The following is a 21997-nucleotide window of genomic DNA, read 5'->3' as shown; positions in this document are numbered from 1 at the left end:
ATTCGGAGTAAACCCATCGCCCGCGAGCGGGCTGCTGCTGCATTTGGCGAGGTCATTCGTGACGGAACTCGGCTTGTACACCCCGCTCGACACGTTGAAACCGGTTGCCGCCGACATCTGGATCGTCGACGGCCCGGTGGTGGCGATGGCGGCGCTCGGCATGCGCATGCCGTTTCCCACCCGCATGACGGTGGTGCGGTTGCCCGACGGCGGGCTGTGGTGCCACTCGCCGATCGCGCCCGACGCGGCGCTGTTCGAGGCGATCGATGCGCTCGGGCCGGTGCGCCATCTGGTGTCGCCCAACCTGCTTCATTACGCCCATATCGCCGCGTGGAAGCAGCGCTACCCCCACGCCACGGCGTGGGCTTCGCCGGGGGTGCGCCAGCGTGCGGCCAGCCAGCGCATCGACGTGCATTTCGACGCCGATCTGGACGACGCGCCGCCCCCGGACTGGGCCGGCAGCATCAAGCAGATGTGCTTCCGCGGCAGCCGCGTGATGCAGGAATTCGTGTTCCTGCATGACGCCAGCGGTACGCTGATCCTCGCCGACCTGATCGAGAATTTCGAACTCGACAGGCTGCACGGCCCGATGCGCTGGCTGGCACGGCTGGGTGGCGTCCTGGACCCCGACGGCAAGGCGCCATGGGACATGCGCCTGACCTATCTGGGTCGCAAACGCCAGGCACGCGCTTGTCTGGCGCGGATGCTGGCGTGGCAGCCGCGGCGCGTGGTGCTGGCGCACGGGCGCTGGTTTCCGGACAACGCCATGGCCGAGTTGCGCCGGGCCTTTCGTTGGCTCGACTGAGCCGGTGTCGCGCCAGCGAAACGATCCGTTCCGGTGACACTGCTTGGATCGGGGCACGAATCGGACCATCTTGGCGGGCATGTCTTACCAGCCGGAGAACCCCATGAGCGATCGCACCATCACCCGCCGCATCCGCGGCACCGACACCTCCGACGGCGCCGGCGTGAAGCTCAAGCGCATCATCGGCCAGCCCGGGCTGGACATGCTCGACCCGTTCCTGTTGCTGGACGAGTTCCGCTCCGACAGCGCCGATGACTACATCGCCGGCTTCCCCGAACACCCGCACCGCGGCTTCGAGACGGTCACCTACATGCTCGCCGGCCACATGCGGCACGGCGACAACCATGGCAACCGCGGCGACCTCACGCCGGGCAGCGTGCAGTGGATGACCGCCGGCCGCGGCATCCTGCACTCGGAAATGCCGCAGCAGGAAAACGGCCTGATGTGGGGCTTCCAGCTGTGGGTGAATTTGCCGGCGAAGGACAAGATGACCGCGCCGCGCTACCAGGACATCGCCCCGGAGCGGATTCCGGTGGTGCATCCGGCCGACGGCGTCGAGGTCAAGGTGATCGCGGGCGAGCTGGCCGGCGCCACCGGACCGGTCGAAGGCATCGCCACCGCGCCGGTGTATCTCGACGTCAGCCTGCAGCCCGGTGCGTGGTTCGCGCTGGCGTTGCCCGTCGGCCACCACGGTTTCGCCTACGTGTTCGAGGGCGAATCGGCGCTGGTCGGTGGCGAACGGCTGCAACGCAGCGAGCTGGGCGTGCTGTCCGATGGCGAACAATTGCAGCTGGCCGGCGGTGACAAACCCTCGCGCCTGCTGGTCGTCGCCGGCAAGTCGCTGAACGAACCGGTGGCCCGCTACGGTCCGTTCGTGATGAACACCCAGGCGCAGATCCACGAGGCGATCGCGGATTTCCGGGCGGGCCGGTTCTAATCAGATAAAGCGCTCCTTGCGTCACTCCATTAAAGCGGGCGCTCTCACCCCTTCACGCTCCCGAGCAACAACCCCTGCAGGTAATGCCGCTGCAGCGCCAGGAACAGCACCAGCACCGGCAGCACGGTGACGACCGAGCCGGCCATCATCAGTTCGGTGTCCTCGCTGTGTTCGCGCACCAGCGAGGCCAGCGCCAGTGGCAGGGTGTAGTGCTCCTGGCCGGTCAGCACGATCAGCGGCCACATGAAATCGTTCCAGGCGGCGAGGAAGGTGAACACGGTCAGCGTCACCATCACCGGCTTGAGCAGCGGCAGCATGATCTGCACGAAGATGCGCCACTCGCCGGCGCCGTCGATGCGCGCCGCTTCCAGCAACTCGTCCGGCACGCTGCGGGCGAACTCGCGCACCAGGTAGATGCCGAACAGCGTGGCCATGCCCGGCACGATCGCGCCGGCGTAGCTGTTGACCAGGCCGGCATATTTCAGCAGCAGGAACAGCGGCAGCATCGCCACCTGGGCGGGGATCAGCAGCGCGCCGATCAGCGCGCGGAACAGGCGCTCGCGCCCGGCGAAGCGCAGCTTGGCGAAGGCGTAGCCGGCCATCAGGTTGCACACCAGCGCCAGCGCGGCGATCGCGCCGGAGATCGCCAGGCTGTTGAGCAGGTAGCGGCCCATGCCGGCACGGGCGAACAGCGCACGGTAGTTGTCCAGCGTGGGTTGCGCGGGCAGCAGCGGCGGCGGCAGCGAGCTGGCGCTGCCGGCCGGCATCAGCGAGGCCGACAGCATCCACAGCAGCGGCAGCACGGCCACCGCGGCGCAGCCGAACAAGGCGCCGTTGACCAGCCACCGGGCGAGGCGCGGGTTCATGCCGCCGCCCCGCGTCGCGCCAGTCGCAACAGCAGCATGGTCACCGCCAGGATGATGCCGAACAAGGCGAAGGCGACGGCCGAGGCCACGCCGAAGTTCCACCACTTGAAGCCGTCGTCGTACATCAGGTAGAGCACGCTCGTGGTGCTTTGCAGCGGCCCGCCTTCGGTCATCACGTAGGGCTCGGCGAACAGCTGGAAATAGCCGGCCACGGTGAGCACCATCACCAGCACCATGGTCGGCCGCAGCATCGGCAGGGTGATGTGGCGGAACTGCCGCCAGCGCGAGGCGCCGTCGATGCGCGCCGCCTCGTACAGCTCCGGCGGGACCGCCTGCAGGCCGGCCAGCAGGATGATCATGTTGTAGCCGAAGTTCTTCCACACCGCGAAGGCGATGATCGTCGGCATCGCCCAGTGCGGATCGCCCAGCCAGTCCACCGGGTTCAGCCCCAGCACGGCCAGTGCATGGTTCACCAGCCCGTACCTGGTGTTGAACAGGTAGCGCCAGATCACCGCCACCGCCACCACGGTGGTCACCACCGGGGCGAACAGCACGGTGCGATGGAACGCCTTCATCCGCGCCAGCGGCGAGTTGAGCAGCAGTGCGGTGCCCAGCGAGGCGCCGATCGACAGCGGCACGCCGACAACCACGAAGTAGAACGTGTTGCCCAGCGCGGTCCAGAACAGCGGCCGCTGCAGCAGCTCCCCATAGTTGTGCAGGCCGACGAAGCGCAGGTTGCGGATGTCGGCCAGCGCGTACAGGTCGTAATCGGTGAGGCTCAGGCCCAGCGCGCCCAGCACCGGCACGAAGAAGAACACGCCCAGCACCAGCAGCGCCGGGGTGAGGAACAGCCAGGCGGTGCGCGCGCGGCTCATCGCGCGCGCCCGGCGCGGTCGAGCATCCAGCGCCGCTTGGCCAGGATCGCGTCGGTGCGGCGGTCGATCTCGGCGGCGGCCTGGTCCACGGTGAGCTCGCCGTGGGCCGCGCGCGCGGCGACCAGCTGCATCTCGGTGACGATGCGCTCCCATTCCGGCACCGGCGGGGTCGGCTTGACCCGTTCCAGCTGCTCGTGGAATGCCTGTACCGCGGGATCGCCACGCAGCGCGTCGCCCCGCCACGCCGAACGGCGCGGCGGCATGTCGCCCAGCAACGCATAGAACTGCTGCTGCACCTCGGGGCGCGACAGGTATTCGATCAGCAACCAGGCCTGCGCCTTGCGCGGCGAGTGGCGAAAGATCACCAGGCTGGAGCCACTGGCGATGCCGGCACCGGGGCCGTGCGGACCAGGCAGCGGCGCGGTCGCCCATTCGTCCTGCCGGGACGCCGGGAGGCGCTGGCGGAACTCGCCGATGTTCCATGGCCCGGAGAAGTAGAACGCGTACACACCGCGGCCGACCTCGGCCCATGGGTTGGGCACTTCGGTGTTGGCCAGCAGCGGCGCTTCGTGGCGCTTGAACCGCTCCACGTAGAACGCCAGCGCGCGCTTGAATCCGGCGCTTTCGAAATTGCCGTAGCGGCCGCCGTCGCGCAGCAGCGGTTCGTCCTGCTGCAGGGCCAGCGACAGCAGCTGCTCGAACTCGTTGGTCGGCAGCAGGATCGCGTAGTGATCGGGCGCAGCATGCGCCTGCAACGCGGCAAGCTGCCGCGACCACGCGGCCCAGTCGCGCGGCGGCGTGTCGAAGCCGGCGGCGGCGAGCAGGTCCTTGCGGTAGAACAGCAGCCGCGTGTCGACATACCAGGGGATGCCGACCAGGGTGCCGTCGATGCGGTTGGTGGCCCAGATGCCGGGAAAGTAATCCGCCGGCTGCACCACGCGCGAGCGTTCGACGTACGGCTGCAGCGGTTCGAGCGCATCCAGCGCGCACATCTCGGCGAGCCAGGTGTTGCCCAGCTGGGCCACGTCCGGCGTGGTGTCGCCGGCGATCGCGGTGAGCAGCTTCTGGTGCGCCGCCTTCCACGGCAGTTGCTGCACGTCGACGCGGATGTCCGGGTGTTCGCGCTCGAACGCCGGCATCAGCTGCGCCACCGCCTCGCTCTCGCGGCCCATCGCCCAGAAGGTCAGTGTGTGGCGATCATCGTGATCGCCCCGGCAGGCAGCGATGCCGACCAGCAACAGCGCCGGCGCCAGCAGTCGCCAGCGCCGCCGGCTCACGGTGTGGCCGCCGCCCGTGACAGCCAGCCACCGCGGAAGCCGGCCTGCTGCAGGCCCTTGCGCACATACGGGTTGCGCTTCATCACTTTCCACACCAGGCCGCTGCGCCAGTTCTCCAGCATCAGCAGGATCGGGCCCTGGTCGATGCCCAGGTACTCGGTGTCGACCCAGCCGAAGCCGGGAATCACCAGGCCGGTGCGCAGCGGCGCGTCGGGATCGCGCAGGGTCAGGTTGAACGCGTCGCGGAAGCCGTACTTCGCGTAGATGTATTTGCCGTAGCGCTGTTTCATGTGCAGGAACTCCGGCACCACCAGGTCCGGCGCGAAGGCGATCGAGCCCAGCGCTGCCGTGGGCGCGATGGTACCGTCATCGACCACGTGGCGCAGGCCCACGCCGCGCGCGGAGTAGCCGAAGTAGCGCCGCTCGCGCCCGTCCGTGACGATGCCGAAGTGGCCCGGGCCGTTGCTGGCCGTCAGCCCCCACAGGTTCTCGCCGTAACCGGTCCAGCCCGCCGGATTGGCGATCGCGTAGTTGCGTTGCGACAGCACCGCATGGCGGCCGTTTTCGAAATAATCCGAATCGTGCTGGCGCATGAAGTCGTCACGGATGCCGCGGAAGTCGATCCACGCGGCGCTGTACTGGTGGCCGAACAGTGGCCCGAAGGTCAGGAAGGTTTCGCCGTAGAGCGTGCCCCAGTAGCGCGGGTTGGTGCGCGTCCACGCGTGCCACGCCGCGGGCTGCAGCGGATGGGTGGGCGAGCCCAGCGCCAGGATGTAGAGCAGGTTCGCCTCGCTGTAGCCCTCCCAGTCGTGAGGGATGAACTTGCCGCCGGGGGTCCAGCCCATGCTGACCAGCGGCGGGCGTGCCTGCATCCACGGCCAGTCGACGCGCTTGTAGAGCATGTCGGCGAGCGCGCGAATCTCTTTTTCCGGCGGCGTGTCGCGGTCGTAGTACGACTGCGCGAACAGCACGCCACCGAGCAGCAAGGTGGTGTCGATGCTGGACAGCTCGACGCCGCGACCGTGGCGCAAGCCGGTCTGCATGTCGAGGAAGTGGTAGTAGAAGCCGCGGTAGCCGGTGGCGTCATCCTCGCTGGCGTTCTGCGGCGAGTCGGCGAAGAAGCGCAAGGTCACCAGGGTTCGCTTGACCGCCTGGTCGCGGTTGATCCAGCCCCGTTCGGCGCCGATGCCGTAGGCCGTCAGGCCGAAACCCACCGCCGCGATGCTGGAGAACGACTGCCCCGGCCAGTGGTCCGGTGCCAGCCCGTTGACCGGATTGGTGGTGTCCCAGAAGAACTGGAAGGTGCGGTGTTCCAGCTCGTCCAGTTGCGCCTGCTGGTCGGCAGGGAGGGCGGTGAAGGCCAGCGGCGCGTGGCGCGTGGCGGTGGTGGTGCCCTGTGCCGCGACGGGCGCGAACGCGCCGAAGGCGGTAAACGCCAGGGTCAGGACCAGCGTGGCGAGGAGAGAGCGGAAACGTCGAAGAACCATGGGTACAGCCTGTCGTGAAAATGCGGCAGATGCAGGCGCGGTGGCCGCCCGCGGCGAGTCGTGTCAGCCGGCCCTGGCGATCGCGCAGTGACGATCGATGAAGGCCTGGTGGCTGGGCATCACCTCCACACAATCGGCCATCAGCCGGGCCACGTCGTCGACGAAGCGGTACAGGTCGGTCTCAGGCACCTGGTCGACCAGTGGATGCCAACTGCGCGGCACGATGCCCTGGCCGATCATCACCTGCACCCAGCTGATCTCGGCGAACAGTTCGTCGGCGTTGCGGAAGAAGCGGCCGCTGTCGGCGAACAGGTCGATATTGTCCTGCAGCGACGGCGGCACCGACATGTGCTGGCACTGCTGCCAGAACGGCGTGTCCTCGCGCTCGGTGGCGTGGTAATGCAGGATCAGGAAATCGCGGATGCGCTCGGTGTCGAACTTCAGCTGTGCGTTGTAGCGCTCGCTCAGCACCGGGTCGAAACCGTCGCGCGGGAACAGGCCGAGCAGGCGGGTGATGCCCATCTGGATCAGGTGGATGCCGGTCGATTCCAGCGGCTCCATGAAGCCGCCGGACAGGCCGATCGCGACCACGTTGCGGTTCCACAGCTTGCGCCGCATGCCCGCCGTGAAGCGCAGCTGGAACGGCTCGCCCAACGGCCGGCCCTGGATGTTGCGCAACAGCGTGGCGGTGGCCTCGTCGTCGCTGATGTAGGCACTGGAATAGACGTGGCCGTTGCCGGTGCGATGCTGCAGCGGGATGCGCCATTGCCAACCGGCGGCCTGCGCGTTGGCGCGGGTGAACGGCGGCGGTGGACCGACGCTTTCGGTGCGCACGACGACCGCGCGATCGCACGGCAGCCAGTCCTTGAACTCGATGTAGCCGGTGTGCAGCGCCTGTTCGATCAGCAGGCCGCGGAAACCGGAGCAGTCGATGAACAGGTCGCCGGCGACGACTTCACCGCCTTCCAGCACCACCGATTCGACAAAGCCATCGTCGGGCCGCAGCTTGACCTCGGCCACCTTGCCCTCGGTGCGGCGCACCCCGCGCGCCGCGGCGTACTCGCGCAGGAAGAGCGCATAGCGGGCGGTGTCCATGTGATAGGCGTACGGGATGTCCGCCAGCGGCGAATCCCGCGGCACGTCGCTGGCCGAAGACATGAACTTGCCGCGCGGCGCGGCCAGCGTGTGCACGGTGTAGTCGCCCAGCGGCCCGGCGCGGCCGGCGCGGGCGGCCTTCAGCCAGTACTGGTGGAACGGCAGCAGGCCCAGGCCGCGACCGATGGTGGTGCCGAAGCCGTGGATGTAGGAATCGCCGAGGTGATGCCAGTCGTTCAACTGGATGCCCAGCTTGAAGGTGGCGCTGGTCCGGCGGATGAACTCGATCTCGTCGATCTGCAGCAGGTTGTTGAACAGCTTCAGGTGCGGCACGGTGGCCTCGCCGACGCCGACCGTGCCGATCTCGCTCGACTCGACCAGGCGCACCGCGAGCTGAGCGCCGAACGTGCGCGCCAGCGCGGCGGCGGTCATCCAGCCGGCGGTGCCGCCGCCGACGATCACGACGTTCCTGATGCACGATTCGGCCATGGCGGTTCCGGTGTTGGCGGACGCGACTGCGTGGTCGGTGCGCGGCCCGACCGGCGGGCCGCGCGAAGAATGCCGGCGTGCGGCCGTCTCCGGCCGCACGCCGCGTGGCTCAGAACTTCATGCCGATCTCGAACTTGATCGTGCGCGGCACGAAGGTGATGTTGCCGGTGGGGTTGTAGGTGACCGGGCTGAGCGTGCCGATCGTGTTGTTGGGGAACATCAGGTCGCTGTAGTTCTTGAAGTTGAAGGCGTTCATCAGATCCAGGCGGCCATAGAAATCCAGACCGTGCACGTCGAAGTGCTTGGTCGCCTGGAAGTCCACGCTGCGGTAGCCGAAGATCTTGCCGCCGAGCAGGAACTTGCCGTTGCCCTGCGGTTCGGTGCCGTAGGGTGCGCAGCGACTGCCGCTGGGGAACAACTGGCCGGATGCGCCGGAGTAGCAGGCGAAGCCGTTGAACGGGATCGGCGTGGCCAGGGTCAGCTTGGCCGACACGGTGATGCCCCACGGGCCGTCGATCACGCCGGTGGCCACGAAGCGGTGCTTGGCCGCCGCGTTGGACAGGATGTACGGGTAATCCTGGATCGTCGCCGCGTCGAACGCGTAGTGTTCGTTGATGTCGCGGTTCTGCTTGGCGTCGGTATAGGTGTAGGCGAAGGTGGCGCCCCAGCGCGATTCGGGCGTGTACGGCTTGGTCGCCGACAGCAGCACCTGGGTGGTGCGCGTGCCGATGCCGTTGTTGCCCACGATCAGGCTGCCGAAGCCGGGCACGCCGTTGCCCCACGGCTGGCTGGCGTTCTTCCAGAAGCTGCCGTCCGGGTAGCGGTTGCCCAGCGTGAAGGCAAAGCCGTCGTGGCTGATCACGCGGGTTACCGTGGCGTCGGTCTGCCAGTCGCCCAGGCGGTTGGCCATGCCGATGCTGAACTGGTCGGAGTACGGCGCCTTGAGGTGGTTGTTGAGCACGTCGATCTCGGTACCGGCGTTGCTGGCCGAGGCCAGTTGCTGCACGTTCGACAAGCCGTTGAGGTAGGCCGGATCGAACGGCACGCACGGCGTGCGGCCCTGGTAGCACAGTCCGGTGACCGGGTCGGCGAAGTAGAAGCGGAACTGCGGCAGCGCGGCCTTGGTGGTTTCCAGCTGCAGGTAGTTGTAGAGGTCGCGGTCGTAGGAGCGGCCGGCGCCGCCGTGGATCACGTGTGCCTGGTCAGCATCGATGTCGTAGGAGAAGCCCAGCCGCGGCTGCCACTCGCCCTTGTAGGCGCTGCGGTTGTGGCCGTTGCTGATGTAGTCGTTGACATCGATGCCGCCCTTGGCCAGCGACTGCGCGTAGGTCTGTCCGGCCGGTGCGTTCGGGTCCTGGCTGTTGAACGCCGCCACCACGTTGGCCGGGGTGACGAAGTCGAGATAGGACGGCGTGCTCTCGTAGTCCCAGCGCACACCGAGGTTCAGGATCAGGTGCTCGTTGATCGCCCAGTCATCCTGGATATAGGCGCCGAACTGCTTGTCCTTGGTGGTCACCGTGGGCGACAGTCCCAGGCCGGTGACCGGCTTGGTGAAGAACACCTGATAGGGCTGCGCGTTGGTGCCGGTGGGCGTGACGTCGTAATAGAACTGCGGATTGACGTCGGCCGCATCGGCGGAGTGCAGCGTGACCCACTTCTGCTTCACGCCCAGCTTGATGACGTGGTCGCCGTGCCACTGCAGGTCGTTGAAGGTGAGGTTGTCCTCGATCGCCGGACCCTTCTGCCCCTTGTTCTGCGTGGCCAGCGGGTTGGCCGCGCCGGTGTTGATCAGGGTGGCGGTCTGGTTGGCCGCGGGCTGGTAGGTGTAGATGGCGCCGTTGCCGTAGTTCAGCGCGGTGGGCGCGTAGTTGGAGTCCTCGTAGGTGGCCAGCAGTTCATTGAAGTACGAATAGCCGCTGTGCTGCCAGCGCAGGTCGTAGCGCTTGTCGTCGTTGACCACCGAGAAGCTGGCCGATTTCGCGTTCTGGCCGCCGATGCCGCCGCTCTGGTCCTCCTTGCGGATCTGCGCGCTCAGCTCGAAGCGGTCGCGGTCGGTCGGCTCCCAGTCAACCTTGCCGAAATACAGGTTCTCGGTGAACGGGATGTTGGCCGGGCCGAACTGGCTGGCGATGTCGGCCGGCAAACCGGGAATCGCCGGCACCGCGTCGGCCGCGGGCACCACGGTGATCGGCCGGTCGAAGCGCTTGCCTTCGTAGGTGATGAAGAAGTGCGCCTTGTCCTGCACGATCGGCCCGCCCAGCGCAAAGCCGAACTCCTTCTCGTCCGAGGGCGTCTTCTTGTTCGCCGCGTTCTCGCTCGGCGTGCGCGCGCGGTACTTGTCGCTGGTGTAGCGGCCGAACACCTCGCCGTGGAACTCATTGGTGCCGGACTTGGTCTGCGCGGTCACCGCGGCGCTGGAGATCTGGCCGTACTCCGCCTTGTAATTGGAGGTGATCACCTTGTACTCGCCGATCGCCAACTGCGGGAACGGGTTGCCCTGGGTGGCGAACTGGCCGCTGGGGCCGCCGAACAAGTAGCTCTTCTGGCCTACGCCGTCGATGTAGACGTTGGTCGAAGCGTCGTTCTGCGCACCGCCGCGCAGCGAGGTGTTGCCATTGGAACCGACCGAAAACACCATGCCCGGCACGGTGTCGGCGAACTCCAGGAAGTTGCGCGTCAGCTGCGGAATGGTGTCGATCTGATGCAGCGACACGGTCGAGCCCACCTCCGGCGTGGTCACGTCGGGCAGCACGCTGGCCGTCACCGTGACGCCGCCGAGCGTCACCGCGTTGGCGGCGCTGGGCGCCGCGCTGGTGAAGTTCAGGGTGGAGGTGGAGGCGACCGTGAGGGTCACGGTCTGTGCCGTGCCCGGGCCGGCGTCGATGCGCCAGGTGCCTGGCTGCAGGCCGGTGATCGCGTAGCTGCCGTCGGCGCTGGAGGTGGTCTGACGGGTGCTGCCGGTGGCCGGGTTGACCGCGGTGACCTGGGTGTTCGGCGCCGCCTTGCCGCGCAAGGTGGCGTACGCGGCCTGTGCGAACGAGGTGCCCGGCAGCGCCACCAGCGAGGTGACGGCGGTGCCGATCAATCCGGCCAGCAGGTTCTTCTTGAATTGCGTTGAGGTTTTCATCGCTCCCCTCCCCGGGCAGCTTGCTGAGACGTTCAGGAGTTCTTTTCTGGTTTGTTTCCGCCGCAGGTGTCGCGAACCACGATTTCAAAACCGAGCGTGTCGGCGGAAGGTGTTTCCTGCCCGGGGTGTTCGACGACGTCGGCCAGGCGCTCCAGCGCGAGACGGCCGAAGTCGGCAATGCGCACGCGCACCGTGGTCAGGGCCGGTGTCACGTAGCGGGTGATCGGGATATCGTCGAAGCCGGCCAGTGCGATGTCCTCCGGCACCTGCACGCCGGCGTCCTTGAACGCCGCCAGGCAGCCCACCGCCATCATGTCGTTGGCGGCGAACACGGCCGCCGGCCGCTTCGTCCGCGCCAGCAGCTGCTGGCCGGCGCGATAGCCCGATTCCTCGGTGAAGTCGCCGGCCACCACGGTCAATGCCGCGCGCGGGGCGTATCTGGCCATCGCCTCGCGATAGCCGCGCTCGCGTTCGCTGGCGTCGAAGTTGCCGGGCGGCCCGGCGATCAGCGCCACGCTGCGATGGCCGGCCTGCAGCAGGTGCCGCACCATCGCCACCGCGCCGCCGTGGTTGTCGATGTTGATCACGTGGAACGCCGGCCCGCTCACCGCGCTGTTGAGCAGCACCACCGGCAGCGCCTTGGGCAGGTTGGCGCGCAGGAACGCCGTGTCGACCCGTTCGGACAGGATCAGCAGGCCGTCGACGCGCCCCTGCATCGAGCGCACCGCCGCGGCCGCTTCGGTCGCGCCACCGTGCGAGCTGGATACCAGCAGGTGCAGGCCGCGCGCACGCGCCGCCAGGTCGATGCCGCGGATCAACTCGGAAAAGAACTCGCCGTACAGGTCGGGCAGCAGGGCGCCGACAGTGTGCGTGCGGCGGGTGATCAGCATGCGCGCCGCTGCATGCGGGATGTACTGCAGGCGCTCGGCGGCGGCGTGGATGCGCGCGCTGGTGGCCGCGGTGACGCCGCCGCCGCCATTGAGCGCGCGCGACACCGAGGCCACCGACACCCGGGCCTCGCGCGCCACGTCTTTGATGGTTGCTGCCGCCATGGGAATGTTTCCGCCGGGTTCGCCAACCCTTGGGTGGCGCCAACGTAAACGTTTTCATGCGGACTTGTAAAGGGCTTGTTGCGGCGACTTGTGCTGCGTCGCAGCAGCGCGCAGGCGGCAGCCCGGCGGGAAATCCCGGCGAAACGTCAGAGCGGCCCGCTTGCCGCTCCAGGCACTGCCTTGCTGCGCCACGGCAACGGCATGCGGCGCCGACGGGCCGGCGTGGCCGATCGGCCGCCCCCTCGAACGTGACGGACGCCACGCCGCTGCGCCTTGGCTGCGGATACCCCGTGTTTTGGCAAGTTCGATGCTTGATTCCCGGGGAAGGAGGAAAAGCGGGCCGCGCGCGACCGAACCGGAGTGAAAACTGACGCAGCGCGGCCGTTCGTGTCCTCCCGTGTCGTCGACAGCTTCACCGATCCGACGACGCGCTCTTGACTTGTTTTCGGCGTCTTGTTAAAGATTCATCCGCGCGTTAAACCGCGGTTAAGTCACACAGAGTCAATCGATTGTATCCTTCAGTTCCAGTATCAGACGAATAAACCAATCTCAAGTTACTGATTTCACGACCATGACCATGCTGTCCACCCTCATTGTTGCCTTGCTCGCCGTGCTGTTCGCCAGCGCCGTGCGGCGCGTGCCGGAGGGTCTGGTCTACAGCATCTACCGTCATGGCAAGCCGCGCCGGCTGCTGCCGGCCGGCACGCATCTGGTGCTGCCGCTGCTCGACCGGGTCGCGCACAAGATCAATCTGTCCGGCCAGACCCTGCAGCTGCAGGCGCCGCTGGGGCCGCGCGACGTGCGCGGCACGGTGTACTGGCAGGTGCTGGAGCCGGAACGCGCCGACGCCGTGTTCGAGCAGGTCGACCAGCTGATCCGCCATGGCGCGCAAGCCGCGCTGCGTGACGAACCCGCCACCGAGGCGGTCGATCGGCGCGATCTGGGCGCGCGGGTCAAGCAATCGTTGAATCACGTGCTGCGCGAGCGCGGCATGATGGTCACCCGGGTCGATCTCGACGCCGCCTGAGCATCGCATCGCGCCAGGCGCCCGCAGAGCGCCGCGCCGCAGGGGATTTGCTCCACTTCGAGCCCGCTTCGGCGGGCTTTCTTTTGCCCCGGCTGCTGGCGTTGCGGCGGGCTTGCCGGGATACTTGCCGACCGCTTTCCCACAGGACTGATGGCCGATGGCCGCGCGCGACGCCTTGCAGGCACAACTCGAACAGGGCATTGCCGCGCTGGGCCTGCAACTGCCTGCCGATGCGGTGCCGCGCCTGCTCGACTATCTCGCCCTGCTCGAACGCTGGAACGGCGCCTACAACCTCACCGCGGTGCGCGAACCGACCGAGATGGTGACCCGCCACCTGCTCGATTCGCTGGCGATCCTGCCGTTCGTGCAGGGTCACAGCCTGGCCGACCTCGGCACCGGCCCCGGCCTGCCCGGCATCGTGCTGGCGATCGCCGCGCCGGGCCGGCAGATCCTGCTGGTGGACTCCAACGGCAAGAAGGTGCGCTTCCTGCGCGAGGCGATCCGCAGCCTGAAACTGGAGGGCGTGCGCGCCGAACAGGCACGGGTGGAAGACGTCGCCGGCCAGTTCGACTGCATCACCGCGCGCGCCTTCGCCAGCCTTGCCGACATGCTGGCCTGGGGCGGCCACCTGCTGGCACCGCAAGGGACCTGGCTGGCGATGAAGGGGAAGCTGCCGGACGACGAGTTGGCGGGGATCCCGGACGGCTTCATCGTGCGTGCCACGCACGAACTCCATGTGCCCGGCCTGCCCGCCGAACGCCATCTGCTGGTGCTCGGTCGCGCGTAGGACGGCACTGCCCGTCGTTCCTCCCCGGCACCAAGAGCCGGCGGGCATTGCCCGCCCTGCACGCCGGTCGTCGGGCGTGCCGGTGGACGGCTACTCGTCCAGCACCGCGCCGTTGCTCGCGATCACTTGCGCGTACAGCTTCGCGCTGGCCTTGGCGGTGCGCTGCTGGGTGGCGAAGTCGACGTGGTAGAGGCCGAAGCGCTTGGCGTAGCCCAGCGACCACTCCAGGTTGTCCAGCAGCGACCAGGCGTAATAGCCCTGCACGTTCACCCCTGCGGCGATCGCGGCATGCAGCGCGCGCAGGTGCTTGCGCAGGTAGTCGCAGCGCAGCGGGTCGTCCACGGTGGCGCCTTCGGCGACCGGCGGGTCGTAGAAGGCGGAGCCGTTCTCGGTGATGTACAGCGGGATGTCGCCGTAGCGCTGCTTGAACCAGACCAGGGTGTCGGTCAGCCCCTGCGCGTAGACCTCCCAGCCCGTTTCGGTGTGGGTGCGGTTGGGTTGGCGCACCGACACCGCGCGCAGCGGATACGCGTCCGGGTCGTGCCGGACCACCGCGCGCGTGTAGTAGTTGATGCCGACGAAATCGACGCGCTGGCGGGTCAGCGCGAAATCCTCTGCCGGGAAATCCGGCCATGCGGCGCCGAAGATCTCCTTGAGCTGCTCCGGATAGCTGCCCAGCAGCGCGGGGTCGGCGAACTGCCGGTTCATGTAGGCGTGCGCGCGAGCGGTGGCGGCCATGTCTTCGGCGCCTTCGGAATACGGGTATTTCGGCTCGATGTTGAACACCACGCCGATCTCGTGCCTGCCGTGCGCGCGATAGGCCTGGATGCCGGCGCCGCTGGCGCGCATCAGGTTGTGCGCGGCGATCGGCGCCTCGTACTTGTTGCGGTGTCCGGGCGCCAGCGCGCCGTGCAGGTAGCCGCCGTCGGTGACCACCCAGGGTTCGTTGAGCGTGGACCAGCGCGGCACGCGGTCGTCCAGCGCCTTGAACATGACCTCGGCGTACTCGGCGAACCAGTGCGCGCTGTCGCGGTTGAGCCAGCCGCCGCGGTCGTCCAGCGCCGCCGGCAGGTCCCAGTGGAACAGCGTGGCGTTCGGCGCGATGCCGTGCTCCAGCAGCTCGTCGACCAGCCGCGAGTAGAAGTCCAGCCCCTTTGGATTGACCCGGCCGGTGCCCTCGGGCAGCACGCGCGCCCAGTTGATGCTGAAGCGGTAGCCATCGAGGCCCAACGCCTTCATCAGCTGCACGTCTTGACGGTAACGGCGGTAGTGGTCGCAGGCGACGTCGCCGGTGTCGCCGTTGGCCATCATCCCGGGCGTATGCGCGAAGCGCTGCCAGATGCTGGGGCCGGCGCCGTCGGCCAGCGGCGAGCCTTCGATCTGGTAGGCGGAAGTGGCGGCGCCCCAATGGAAACCGTCGGGAAAAACGAATCGGGGTGCGGTCATGGGGTTCCCTGAGAGGTTGTGCTCTTTCAACCTCGAAGCCCGGCCATGGATGGCCGGACGCGGATCGGGCACGCAAGTGCCTGATTCGCGTGAGCGAGTCCGGGCGTGTACCGGACTCGCGATAGAAGAAAACCACAGGAAGTGGTTTTCTTCACAAGCTCTGAGGCCCGCGCTTTGATGTAAACGCTTACATGGGCAGAATAGCCCAATGCCCGCCGGCCTGCGAAGCGCCGGCGCCGCGGCCGAGCCGGCCACCGCTGTGGAGATGCCGATGGCCGAGGTTCAACTCGATCGCCTGCGCAAGGTCTACCCCGACGGCCACGTCGCGGTCGCCGGCGCCAGCTTCACCGTGGCCGACGGCGAATTGCTGGTGCTGGTCGGGCCGTCCGGCTGCGGCAAGACGACCTTGCTGCGCATGATCGCCGGGCTGGAACCGATCAGCGACGGCACGCTGCGCATCGGCGGCCGCGTGGTCAACGAGGTGGCGCCGAAGGACCGTGACATCGCGATGGTGTTCCAGAACTACGCGCTGTACCCGCACATGACGGTGGCCGAGAACCTGGGCTTCGGGCTGAAGCTGCGCGGCCGGCCGCGGGCCGAGATCGCGCAGAAGGTGGCGGTAGTGGCCGAGTCGCTGGGGCTGCAGTCGCGGCTGGCGGCGCGCCCGGCCGCCTTGTCCGGCGGCCAGCGCCAGCGGGTGGCGCTGGGCCGCGCGCTGGTGCGCGAGCCGCAGGTGTTCCTGCTCGACGAGCCGCTGTCCAACCTCGACGCGAGGCTGCGCCTGTCGATGCGGGTGGAGATCGCCCGGCTCCACCGCCAGCTCGGTGCCACCATGATCTACGTGACCCACGACCAGATCGAGGCGATGACCCTGGGCCAGCGCATCGTGGTGCTGGATGGCGGCGTGATCCAGCAGATCGACACGCCGATGGCGCTGTACGACCGGCCCGCCAACATGTTCGTGGCCGGCTTCCTCGGCAGCCCGGCGATGAACCTGCTCCGCGGCACGCTGCGCCGGCACGAGGGCTGGCGGCTGGGCTGCGCCGCGGGCGAGCTGGTGCTGGGCGACCTTCTGCCCGATCCCGCCTGGGCGGCCTGGTGCGATCGCGAGGTGGTGCTGGGCGTGCGCCCGGAACACCTGCAGCCGGACCCCGCCGGTGCGGCCTTGCAGGCGCGACTGGAGGTGGTCGAGCCGGTGGGCAACGAGGTCTTCCTGAACCTGCGCTTCGGCGACCAGGTGCTGGTGGCGCGGGTACCGCCACGCCCCCTGCCCGAGCCCGGCAGCCTGGTCGCGCTGGGCCTGTCGCATCCGTACCTGCACCTGTTCGATGGCGCCAGCGGCGCGCGGATCGGCAACTGAGCCCGGATCGCCCAGCAGCGTGATCCCCGCCGCCACCGGCGGCAGAGCGGTCCGGCCGGGGCAGGCAAGCCCGGGCGGCAATGCTAATCTAGCCGTCCTTCGCGAACGGAATGCCTTCGATCCATGGCCCGCATCATCGCTGTCGCCAACCAGAAGGGCGGCGTCGGCAAGACCACCACGGCCGTCAACCTGGCCGCTGCGCTTGCGGCGGCCAAGCGCAAGGTATTGCTGGTGGATCTCGACCCGCAGGGCAACGCCACCATGGCCTCGGGCATCGACAAGCGCCAGATCGGCCCGAGCGGCTGCGAGGTACTGCTGGAAGAGGTGGAGATCAGCGCGGCGATCGTGCCCACCGAGGCGCACTACGACGTGCTGCCGGGCAACGGCGACCTCACCGCCGCCGAGCTGAAACTGATGGACGCGCTGGCCCGCGAGCACCGCTTGAAGGACGTGCTGGCCAAGGTCGCGGACAAGTACCACACCATCCTGATCGACTGCCCGCCCTCGCTCAACCTGCTCACCCTCAACGCGCTGACCGCCGCCGACGGCGTGCTGATCCCGGTGCAGTGCGAGTACTTCGCGCTGGAGGGCCTGTCCAGCCTGCTCGACACGGTCAAGGCGGTGCGCCATCGGCTCAATCCGAAACTGGAGATCGAGGGCCTGCTGCGCACCATGTACGACGTGCGCAACAACCTCGGCAACGAGGTCTCCGCCCAGCTCACCCAGCACTTCGGCGACAAGGTGCTGCGCTCGATCATCCCGCGCAACGTGCGCCTGGCCGAGGCGCCGAGCCACGGCCAGCCGATCCACCTGTACGACCGCAGCTCGCGTGGCGCGATCGCCTACATCGGCCTGGCCGGCGAGGTGATCCGGCGCGAACGCGGGCTGCCGCCGCGCGCCGAGCCGGCCGACGAGGTCGACTCCGCCGCGCATGGCGACCACAACGGCGTGCTGCTCAAGGCACCCGCCGCCAATCACCAGGACTGAGGCATGGCAGCAGCGAAAAAACGTGGATTGGGACGCGGGCTGGACGCCCTGCTCGGCGGCGACGGCGAAGGCACGCCGTCGGTGCTGGCGCAGGAGGGCGAGCTGCGCACGCTGCCGATCCAGCAAATCCAGCCCGGCAAATACCAGCCGCGGCGCCACTGGAACGACGAGGCGCTGGACGAGCTGGCTGCCTCGATCAAGGCGCAGGGCCTGATCCAGCCGGTGGTGGTGCGCGAGATCGGCAAGCACCGCTACGAACTGATCGCCGGCGAACGCCGCTGGCGCGCCGCGCAGCGCGCGCAGCTGGGCGAGATCCCGGCGCTGATCAAGCAGGTGGCCGAGCAGGCCGTGCCGGCGATGGCGCTGATCGAGAACATCCAGCGCCAGGACCTCACCCCGCTGGAAGAAGCCGATGCGCTCAAGCGCCTGATCGAGGATTTCGAACTCACCCACCAGCAGGCCGCCGACGCGGTGGGGCGTTCGCGCGCCGCGGTGTCCAACCTGCTGCGGCTCACCGAGCTGCCCGAGGCGATCAAGAAACTGCTCGACGACGGCAAGCTGGAGATGGGCCACGCCCGCTGCCTGCTGACCCTGGACGAGTCCATCGCCGTGCCGCTGGCGCGCCAGGCCGTCACCCTCGGCTGGAGCGTGCGCGAGCTGGAGGAGGCCGCCCGCCGCGCGCAGACCGCGCCGAAGGGCAAGGCCCGCCACGCGCCCGCGCGCGATCCCAACATCAGCGCGCTGGAGCGCGAACTGGGCGAGCGCTTCGCCACCCGCGTCGAGCTGGCCCAGGGCAAGGGCGGCCGCGGCAAGCTGGTGATCCACTACCACAGCAACGACGAACTCGACGGCATCCTCGGCAAGATCCGCTGACCTTGGTGAAAGATGAAACGCTCCGGGCCGGTCTATCTGGCAGTGAGTTCCCGACAACGTCAATTCGAGGCGCTGACCCGCGCGCACGCCGGCGACCTGTACCGCTTCGCCTACTGGCTGTGCGGGCAGGATGCGCTGGCCCAGGATCTGGTGCAGGAGACCTTGCTGCGCGCGTGGAAAAGCCTCGACGCGCTGCGCGAGGCCGAGTCCGCCAAGCCGTGGCTGCTGACCATCCTGCGTCGCGAGCACGCGCGGCTGCATGAGCGCAAGACGCCGGATACCGTCGAGCTGGAAGACAACCTCGCCGAGGACGCCGCCTGGGCCAGCCCCGAGCGCCACGGCGATGCCGCCGAACTGCGTGAAGCCATGTCCCGATTGCCGCACAAGTACCGCGAACCGCTGCTGCTGCAGGTGCTGGGCGGCATGAGTTGCGACGAGATCGCCGCCGAGCTGGACCAACAGCCCGGCGCGGTGATGACCCAGTTGTTCCGCGCCCGGCAGAAGCTGAAATCCATCCTGCAGGGCGGCCGCCCGGAGGCGCAGCATGGATTGCCTTGAGTTCCGCCGCCGCCTCGGCGCCGAACCGCACTCGCGTGCTGCCGAACTGCTCGCCCATCGCGACCGCTGCGCCGCCTGCGCCGCCGCGTGGGAGCGCGCCCAGGCCTTCGAGCGCGAACTGCATGCCGCCTTCGAGGTGCCCGTGCCCGAAGGCCTCGCCGAGCGCGTGCTGCTGGCCCAGGCCACCGGCGAGCGCCACCGGCAGACCCGTCGCCGCCAGCTGGCGTTCGCGCTGGCCGCCTCGCTGCTGCTCGCGCTCGGCCTCGGCGGCTACGGCTGGAAGCGGATGGATGCGCGCTCGCTGCCGGCGCTCGCCGTCGCGCACATGCCCGACGAAATCCACTCGCTCGACCTCGTCCAGCCCATCGGTACGCCCGCCATCGCCGCCGGCTTCGCCGTGCGCGGCGTCAGCCTGCGCGGCCCCGCCCCCGTCGACGTCACCTACGTGCACGACTGCCCGGTCGGCCCCTACAAGACCGTGCACCTGGTCAGCCGCGTCGGCGGCACCCCGGTCGCCGTGCTCTACCTGCCGCACAAGCAAGTGGCCAAGGCCAGCGACTTCCAGCGTGACGGCTGGCATGGCCGCATCGTGCCGCTGCAACACGGCACCCTGGTGATGCTCACCGACCGTGGCGGTGCACGCCCGTTCGACGCGGTGGCACGCCACTGGCGGGTGGCGATCGATGGAGAGGGCGGCGCGCAGACCGCGCAGCGCCGCGCGGTCAACGAGGCGCCGGGCCGGTTGGCACCCTGAGTCTTCCAGGCACCTGATCAAAAGGACTCGCGGCGACCGGCTGGCGTCCATGCCCTTTCGTCCGCGCTGACACGACGGGCAGGGGACGCCCCGTCACCGGAACAACCGGCTCATCACGGCGTCCACCGAGATCCGCCCTGCTCCGAGCGCCACCAGGGCCAGCAACATCAACCCCCAGGCCTTGTGGTCATTGAAGTCGCCGCCGATCAGTCCGTGCCAGAGGCCGTTCGGCCACAGTGCCGGGTAGGAGACCACCGCGACGATGTTGTAGACGAACAGCACGGCGGCGACCACGCGGGTGCCGAGACCCAGCGCGAGGAACCACGGCAGCACCAGTTCGGTCCAGGTGGCGAGCGTGGCGGCCAGCGCGGGGGCGAGCAGGGGCACCTGGTATTCATTGTCGAACAGGTAGGCCGTGCCGCTGGGGTCATCCCATTTCACCGTGCCGGCGCGCCAGAACGCGAGCGCCACGAACACGCGGAACAGCAGCAGGGCGAGCGGGGTGAGCACCGCGAGTTGCGCGGTGAGACGCGACCAGCGGGCGATGGCGACGGTGGTGTTCATGTGGACGATTCCCGGATGAGTGGATGACGGATCACGCGGCGAGCAGCGCGTGTTCGAGCAGGGGGCGCAGCAGGGTTTCGGGCGGCGCCTGCGGGTCGATCAGCTGTGCGGCGGCGAGCGCCAGGTCGAGCGATGACTCATGCCGCAGCGCCTCCACGAACGCGGCCTGCGCAGGTGCGATGGCGCGCATCGCGACCTGGCTGCCTTCGCGCCACAGCAAGACGGATTGCGGCATGGCGGGGTCGATGGCGTCGTGTTCCGGCGCCTCCGCGCAACGCCAAAGATCCAGCACCGCCCAGGCGCAGGACAGCGCGCGCACGCACGGCCGCAGCCGCGGCGGGTGGTCCGCGTCGGCCAGCGCGGCGACCAGGGCTGCGGCATCGGCGGGCGTGGCATCGGCGGCCAGCGCGACTTCCTGGCGCAGCCATTCCAGCCGCGCCACGTCACCCAGCCAGGGCCACGGCGCGGTTTCCGGCTGCGCGGCCACGAACGCGGCGAAGTCGGCGCCGTAGTCCTGCAGGTTGCCGCTGCGGTTGCCGCGGAAAGCGGCGTGGCGGGTGGCGAGGCCGTCGAAGCAGTCCTCGCCGAGCAGGTGTTGCAGCGCGGGGAAACTGGTGGCCAGCGCGTCGACGTGGATCGCGAGGTTGGCGTTCCGATAGATGCGCAGGCGGGCGGCGGGCGCGATGCCGCGCGTGGCGATCCACGGCTCCAGCGCGGGCGCGGCGCCGTCCACGATGGCGCCGGCGAACGCGTGCTGCAGCTCACGCAGCGAGGGCGGCGACGACATCGAGATGCTCCGTGGCGAGCCGCGCCTCGTCTTCCAGCACGGCGAAATCGGGCAAGTGCTGGTCCCATTCGATCAGGGTGGGTTTCGCGCCGAGGCGGGCCAGCGTGTAGCCGTACAGCGCCCACACGGCGGCATCGACGCGCTGGTCGTGCGAGTCGATCAACAGTTCGCCGCCCAGCCCCTGCTTGCGGGTGAAGCCGGCCAGGTGCAGTTCGCCCACCGCGGCGGCGGGGATGCCGTCGATGAAGCGTTGCGCGTCGAAGCCGTGGTTGACGCTGTTGACGTAGACGTTGTTGACGTCCAGCAGCAGGCCGCAGCCGCTGCGCGCGGCGAGCGCGGCAAGGAACTCCCACTCGCTCAAGGTCGAGTGGCGGAAATGGATGTAGCTGGAGACGTTCTCCACCAGCACGCGGCGGCCCAGCGTTTCCTGCAACTGGCCCACGCGCGCCACCATCAGCTTCAGCGCTTCCTCGGTGTACGGCAGCGGCAGCAGGTCGTTGTAGTGGCGCCCGCCGATGGCGCCCCAGCACACGTGCTCGGATACCAGTGCGGGTTCGGCGCGTTGCACCAGCGCGCGCAGCGCGGCGAGGTGGGCGGGATCGAGCGGATCGGCCGAACCCAGCGACAGGCCCACGCCGTGCAGGCTCACCGGGTAGTCGCGGCGCAGCGCGTCGAACGCGTCCCACAGCGCGCCGCCGGCGCAGAACAGGTTCTCGCTGTGCAGCTCGAAGAACGGCACGGCGGGCCGGTGGTGCAGCACGTGCGCGACGTGCGCCGGCCGCAGCCCGATCCCGACACTCGTCGGGATCGGCTGCGCACGCACGGGGCGTGACGGGGGCACGGC

20 protein-coding genes are annotated in these 21997 nt (G+C 68.8%); 9 read left to right on the top strand and 11 right to left on the bottom strand.

What is annotated here, in order from left to right:
• Positions 1-58 precede the first annotated feature (58 nt).
• Both ACVCMG_RS10385 and ACVCMG_RS10380 read left to right on the top strand, forming a co-directional pair.
• Positions 59-805 carry a DUF4336 domain-containing protein gene (locus ACVCMG_RS10385; protein ID WP_395120791.1) on the top strand — a complete coding sequence of 249 codons (747 nt, stop codon included), beginning with the start codon at positions 59-61 and terminating at the stop codon, positions 803-805.
• Positions 806-908: 103 nt separating this feature from the next.
• Positions 909-1742: a pirin family protein gene (locus ACVCMG_RS10380; RefSeq protein ID WP_447107080.1), complete on the top strand. Its 834-nt coding sequence runs from the start codon at positions 909-911 to the stop codon at positions 1740-1742.
• A 44-nt stretch (positions 1743-1786) separates the two neighbouring features.
• Here ACVCMG_RS10380 and ACVCMG_RS10375 read toward each other — a convergent pair whose 3' ends face one another.
• From ACVCMG_RS10375 to ACVCMG_RS10345, 7 genes are all read right to left on the bottom strand, one after another.
• Positions 1787-2608, bottom strand: a complete 822-nt coding sequence (locus ACVCMG_RS10375; RefSeq protein WP_395120795.1) for a carbohydrate ABC transporter permease — start codon at positions 2606-2608, stop codon at positions 1787-1789.
• Positions 2605-3483, bottom strand: coding sequence for a carbohydrate ABC transporter permease (locus ACVCMG_RS10370; protein WP_447114064.1), 879 nt, complete (start codon positions 3481-3483; stop codon positions 2605-2607). Before ACVCMG_RS10370 ends, ACVCMG_RS10375 begins: the two co-directional genes overlap by 4 nt.
• Positions 3480-4760 carry a sugar ABC transporter substrate-binding protein gene (locus tag ACVCMG_RS10365; RefSeq protein WP_447114063.1) on the bottom strand — a complete coding sequence of 427 codons (1281 nt, stop codon included), beginning with the start codon at positions 4758-4760 and terminating at the stop codon, positions 3480-3482. The genes ACVCMG_RS10370 and ACVCMG_RS10365 overlap by 4 nt, the downstream gene beginning before the upstream one ends.
• Positions 4757-6247, bottom strand: coding sequence for a glucoamylase family protein (locus ACVCMG_RS10360; protein WP_447107083.1), 1491 nt, complete (start codon positions 6245-6247; stop codon positions 4757-4759). The genes ACVCMG_RS10365 and ACVCMG_RS10360 overlap by 4 nt, the downstream gene beginning before the upstream one ends.
• 63 nt (positions 6248-6310) lie before the next feature.
• On the bottom strand, positions 6311-7831 hold the full coding sequence (locus ACVCMG_RS10355; RefSeq protein ID WP_136259829.1) for a tryptophan halogenase family protein: 1521 nt from the start codon (positions 7829-7831) through the stop codon (positions 6311-6313).
• Positions 7832-7940: 109 nt separating this feature from the next.
• Complete coding sequence (locus ACVCMG_RS10350) at positions 7941-10958, bottom strand: TonB-dependent receptor (RefSeq protein WP_395120799.1); 3018 nt, start codon at positions 10956-10958, stop codon at positions 7941-7943.
• A gap of 32 nt (positions 10959-10990) precedes the next feature.
• Positions 10991-12010: a LacI family DNA-binding transcriptional regulator gene (locus ACVCMG_RS10345; RefSeq protein WP_395120800.1), complete on the bottom strand. Its 1020-nt coding sequence runs from the start codon at positions 12008-12010 to the stop codon at positions 10991-10993.
• A 571-nt stretch (positions 12011-12581) separates the two neighbouring features.
• Between ACVCMG_RS10345 and ACVCMG_RS10340 the strand changes: the two genes are divergently transcribed.
• Both ACVCMG_RS10340 and rsmG read left to right on the top strand, forming a co-directional pair.
• Complete coding sequence (locus ACVCMG_RS10340; RefSeq protein ID WP_447107084.1) at positions 12582-13037, top strand: SPFH domain-containing protein; 456 nt, start codon at positions 12582-12584, stop codon at positions 13035-13037.
• A 157-nt stretch (positions 13038-13194) separates the two neighbouring features.
• On the top strand, positions 13195-13824 hold the full coding sequence (rsmG, locus tag ACVCMG_RS10335; protein ID WP_447114062.1) for a 16S rRNA (guanine(527)-N(7))-methyltransferase RsmG: 630 nt from the start codon (positions 13195-13197) through the stop codon (positions 13822-13824).
• A 90-nt stretch (positions 13825-13914) separates the two neighbouring features.
• Here the strand turns inward: rsmG and ACVCMG_RS10330 are convergent, their stop codons facing one another.
• Positions 13915-15270 carry a GH1 family beta-glucosidase gene (locus tag ACVCMG_RS10330; protein ID WP_447114061.1) on the bottom strand — a complete coding sequence of 452 codons (1356 nt, stop codon included), beginning with the start codon at positions 15268-15270 and terminating at the stop codon, positions 13915-13917.
• A gap of 271 nt (positions 15271-15541) precedes the next feature.
• On the opposite strand from ACVCMG_RS10330, the gene ACVCMG_RS10325 reads away from it, so the two are divergent.
• From ACVCMG_RS10325 to ACVCMG_RS10305, 5 genes are all read left to right on the top strand, one after another.
• Positions 15542-16630, top strand: coding sequence for an ABC transporter ATP-binding protein (locus ACVCMG_RS10325; protein ID WP_395121304.1), 1089 nt, complete (start codon positions 15542-15544; stop codon positions 16628-16630).
• Between the two features lie 123 nt (positions 16631-16753).
• On the top strand, positions 16754-17617 hold the full coding sequence (locus tag ACVCMG_RS10320) for a ParA family protein (RefSeq protein WP_395120804.1): 864 nt from the start codon (positions 16754-16756) through the stop codon (positions 17615-17617).
• A gap of 3 nt (positions 17618-17620) precedes the next feature.
• Complete coding sequence (locus tag ACVCMG_RS10315) at positions 17621-18490, top strand: ParB/RepB/Spo0J family partition protein (RefSeq protein ID WP_395120805.1); 870 nt, start codon at positions 17621-17623, stop codon at positions 18488-18490.
• A 12-nt stretch (positions 18491-18502) separates the two neighbouring features.
• Complete coding sequence (locus tag ACVCMG_RS10310; protein ID WP_395120806.1) at positions 18503-19048, top strand: sigma-70 family RNA polymerase sigma factor; 546 nt, start codon at positions 18503-18505, stop codon at positions 19046-19048.
• A complete protein-coding gene (locus ACVCMG_RS10305) occupies positions 19035-19802 on the top strand; it encodes a DUF3379 family protein (protein ID WP_395120807.1) in 768 nt (255 codons plus the stop codon). The genes ACVCMG_RS10310 and ACVCMG_RS10305 overlap by 14 nt, the downstream gene beginning before the upstream one ends.
• 93 nt (positions 19803-19895) lie before the next feature.
• Here ACVCMG_RS10305 and ACVCMG_RS10300 read toward each other — a convergent pair whose 3' ends face one another.
• The 3 genes from ACVCMG_RS10300 to bufB are packed head-to-tail and all read right to left on the bottom strand — an operon-like array spanning position 19896 to position 21994.
• Complete coding sequence (locus tag ACVCMG_RS10300) at positions 19896-20366, bottom strand: DoxX family protein (RefSeq protein ID WP_395120808.1); 471 nt, start codon at positions 20364-20366, stop codon at positions 19896-19898.
• Positions 20367-20397: 31 nt separating this feature from the next.
• The gene (locus ACVCMG_RS10295; protein WP_447114060.1) at positions 20398-21153 is read right to left on the bottom strand and encodes an HvfC/BufC family peptide modification chaperone; all 756 of its coding nucleotides are present in this window, start codon (positions 21151-21153) and stop codon (positions 20398-20400) included.
• A complete protein-coding gene (bufB, locus tag ACVCMG_RS10290) occupies positions 21128-21994 on the bottom strand; it encodes an MNIO family bufferin maturase (RefSeq protein ID WP_447114059.1) in 867 nt (288 codons plus the stop codon). Before bufB ends, ACVCMG_RS10295 begins: the two co-directional genes overlap by 26 nt.
• Positions 21995-21997 lie beyond the last annotated feature (3 nt).

The sequence above is a fragment of the Rhodanobacter sp. UC4451_H18 genome (genome assembly GCF_052978225.1).
This window is presented reverse-complemented; position numbering and strand designations above follow the sequence as displayed.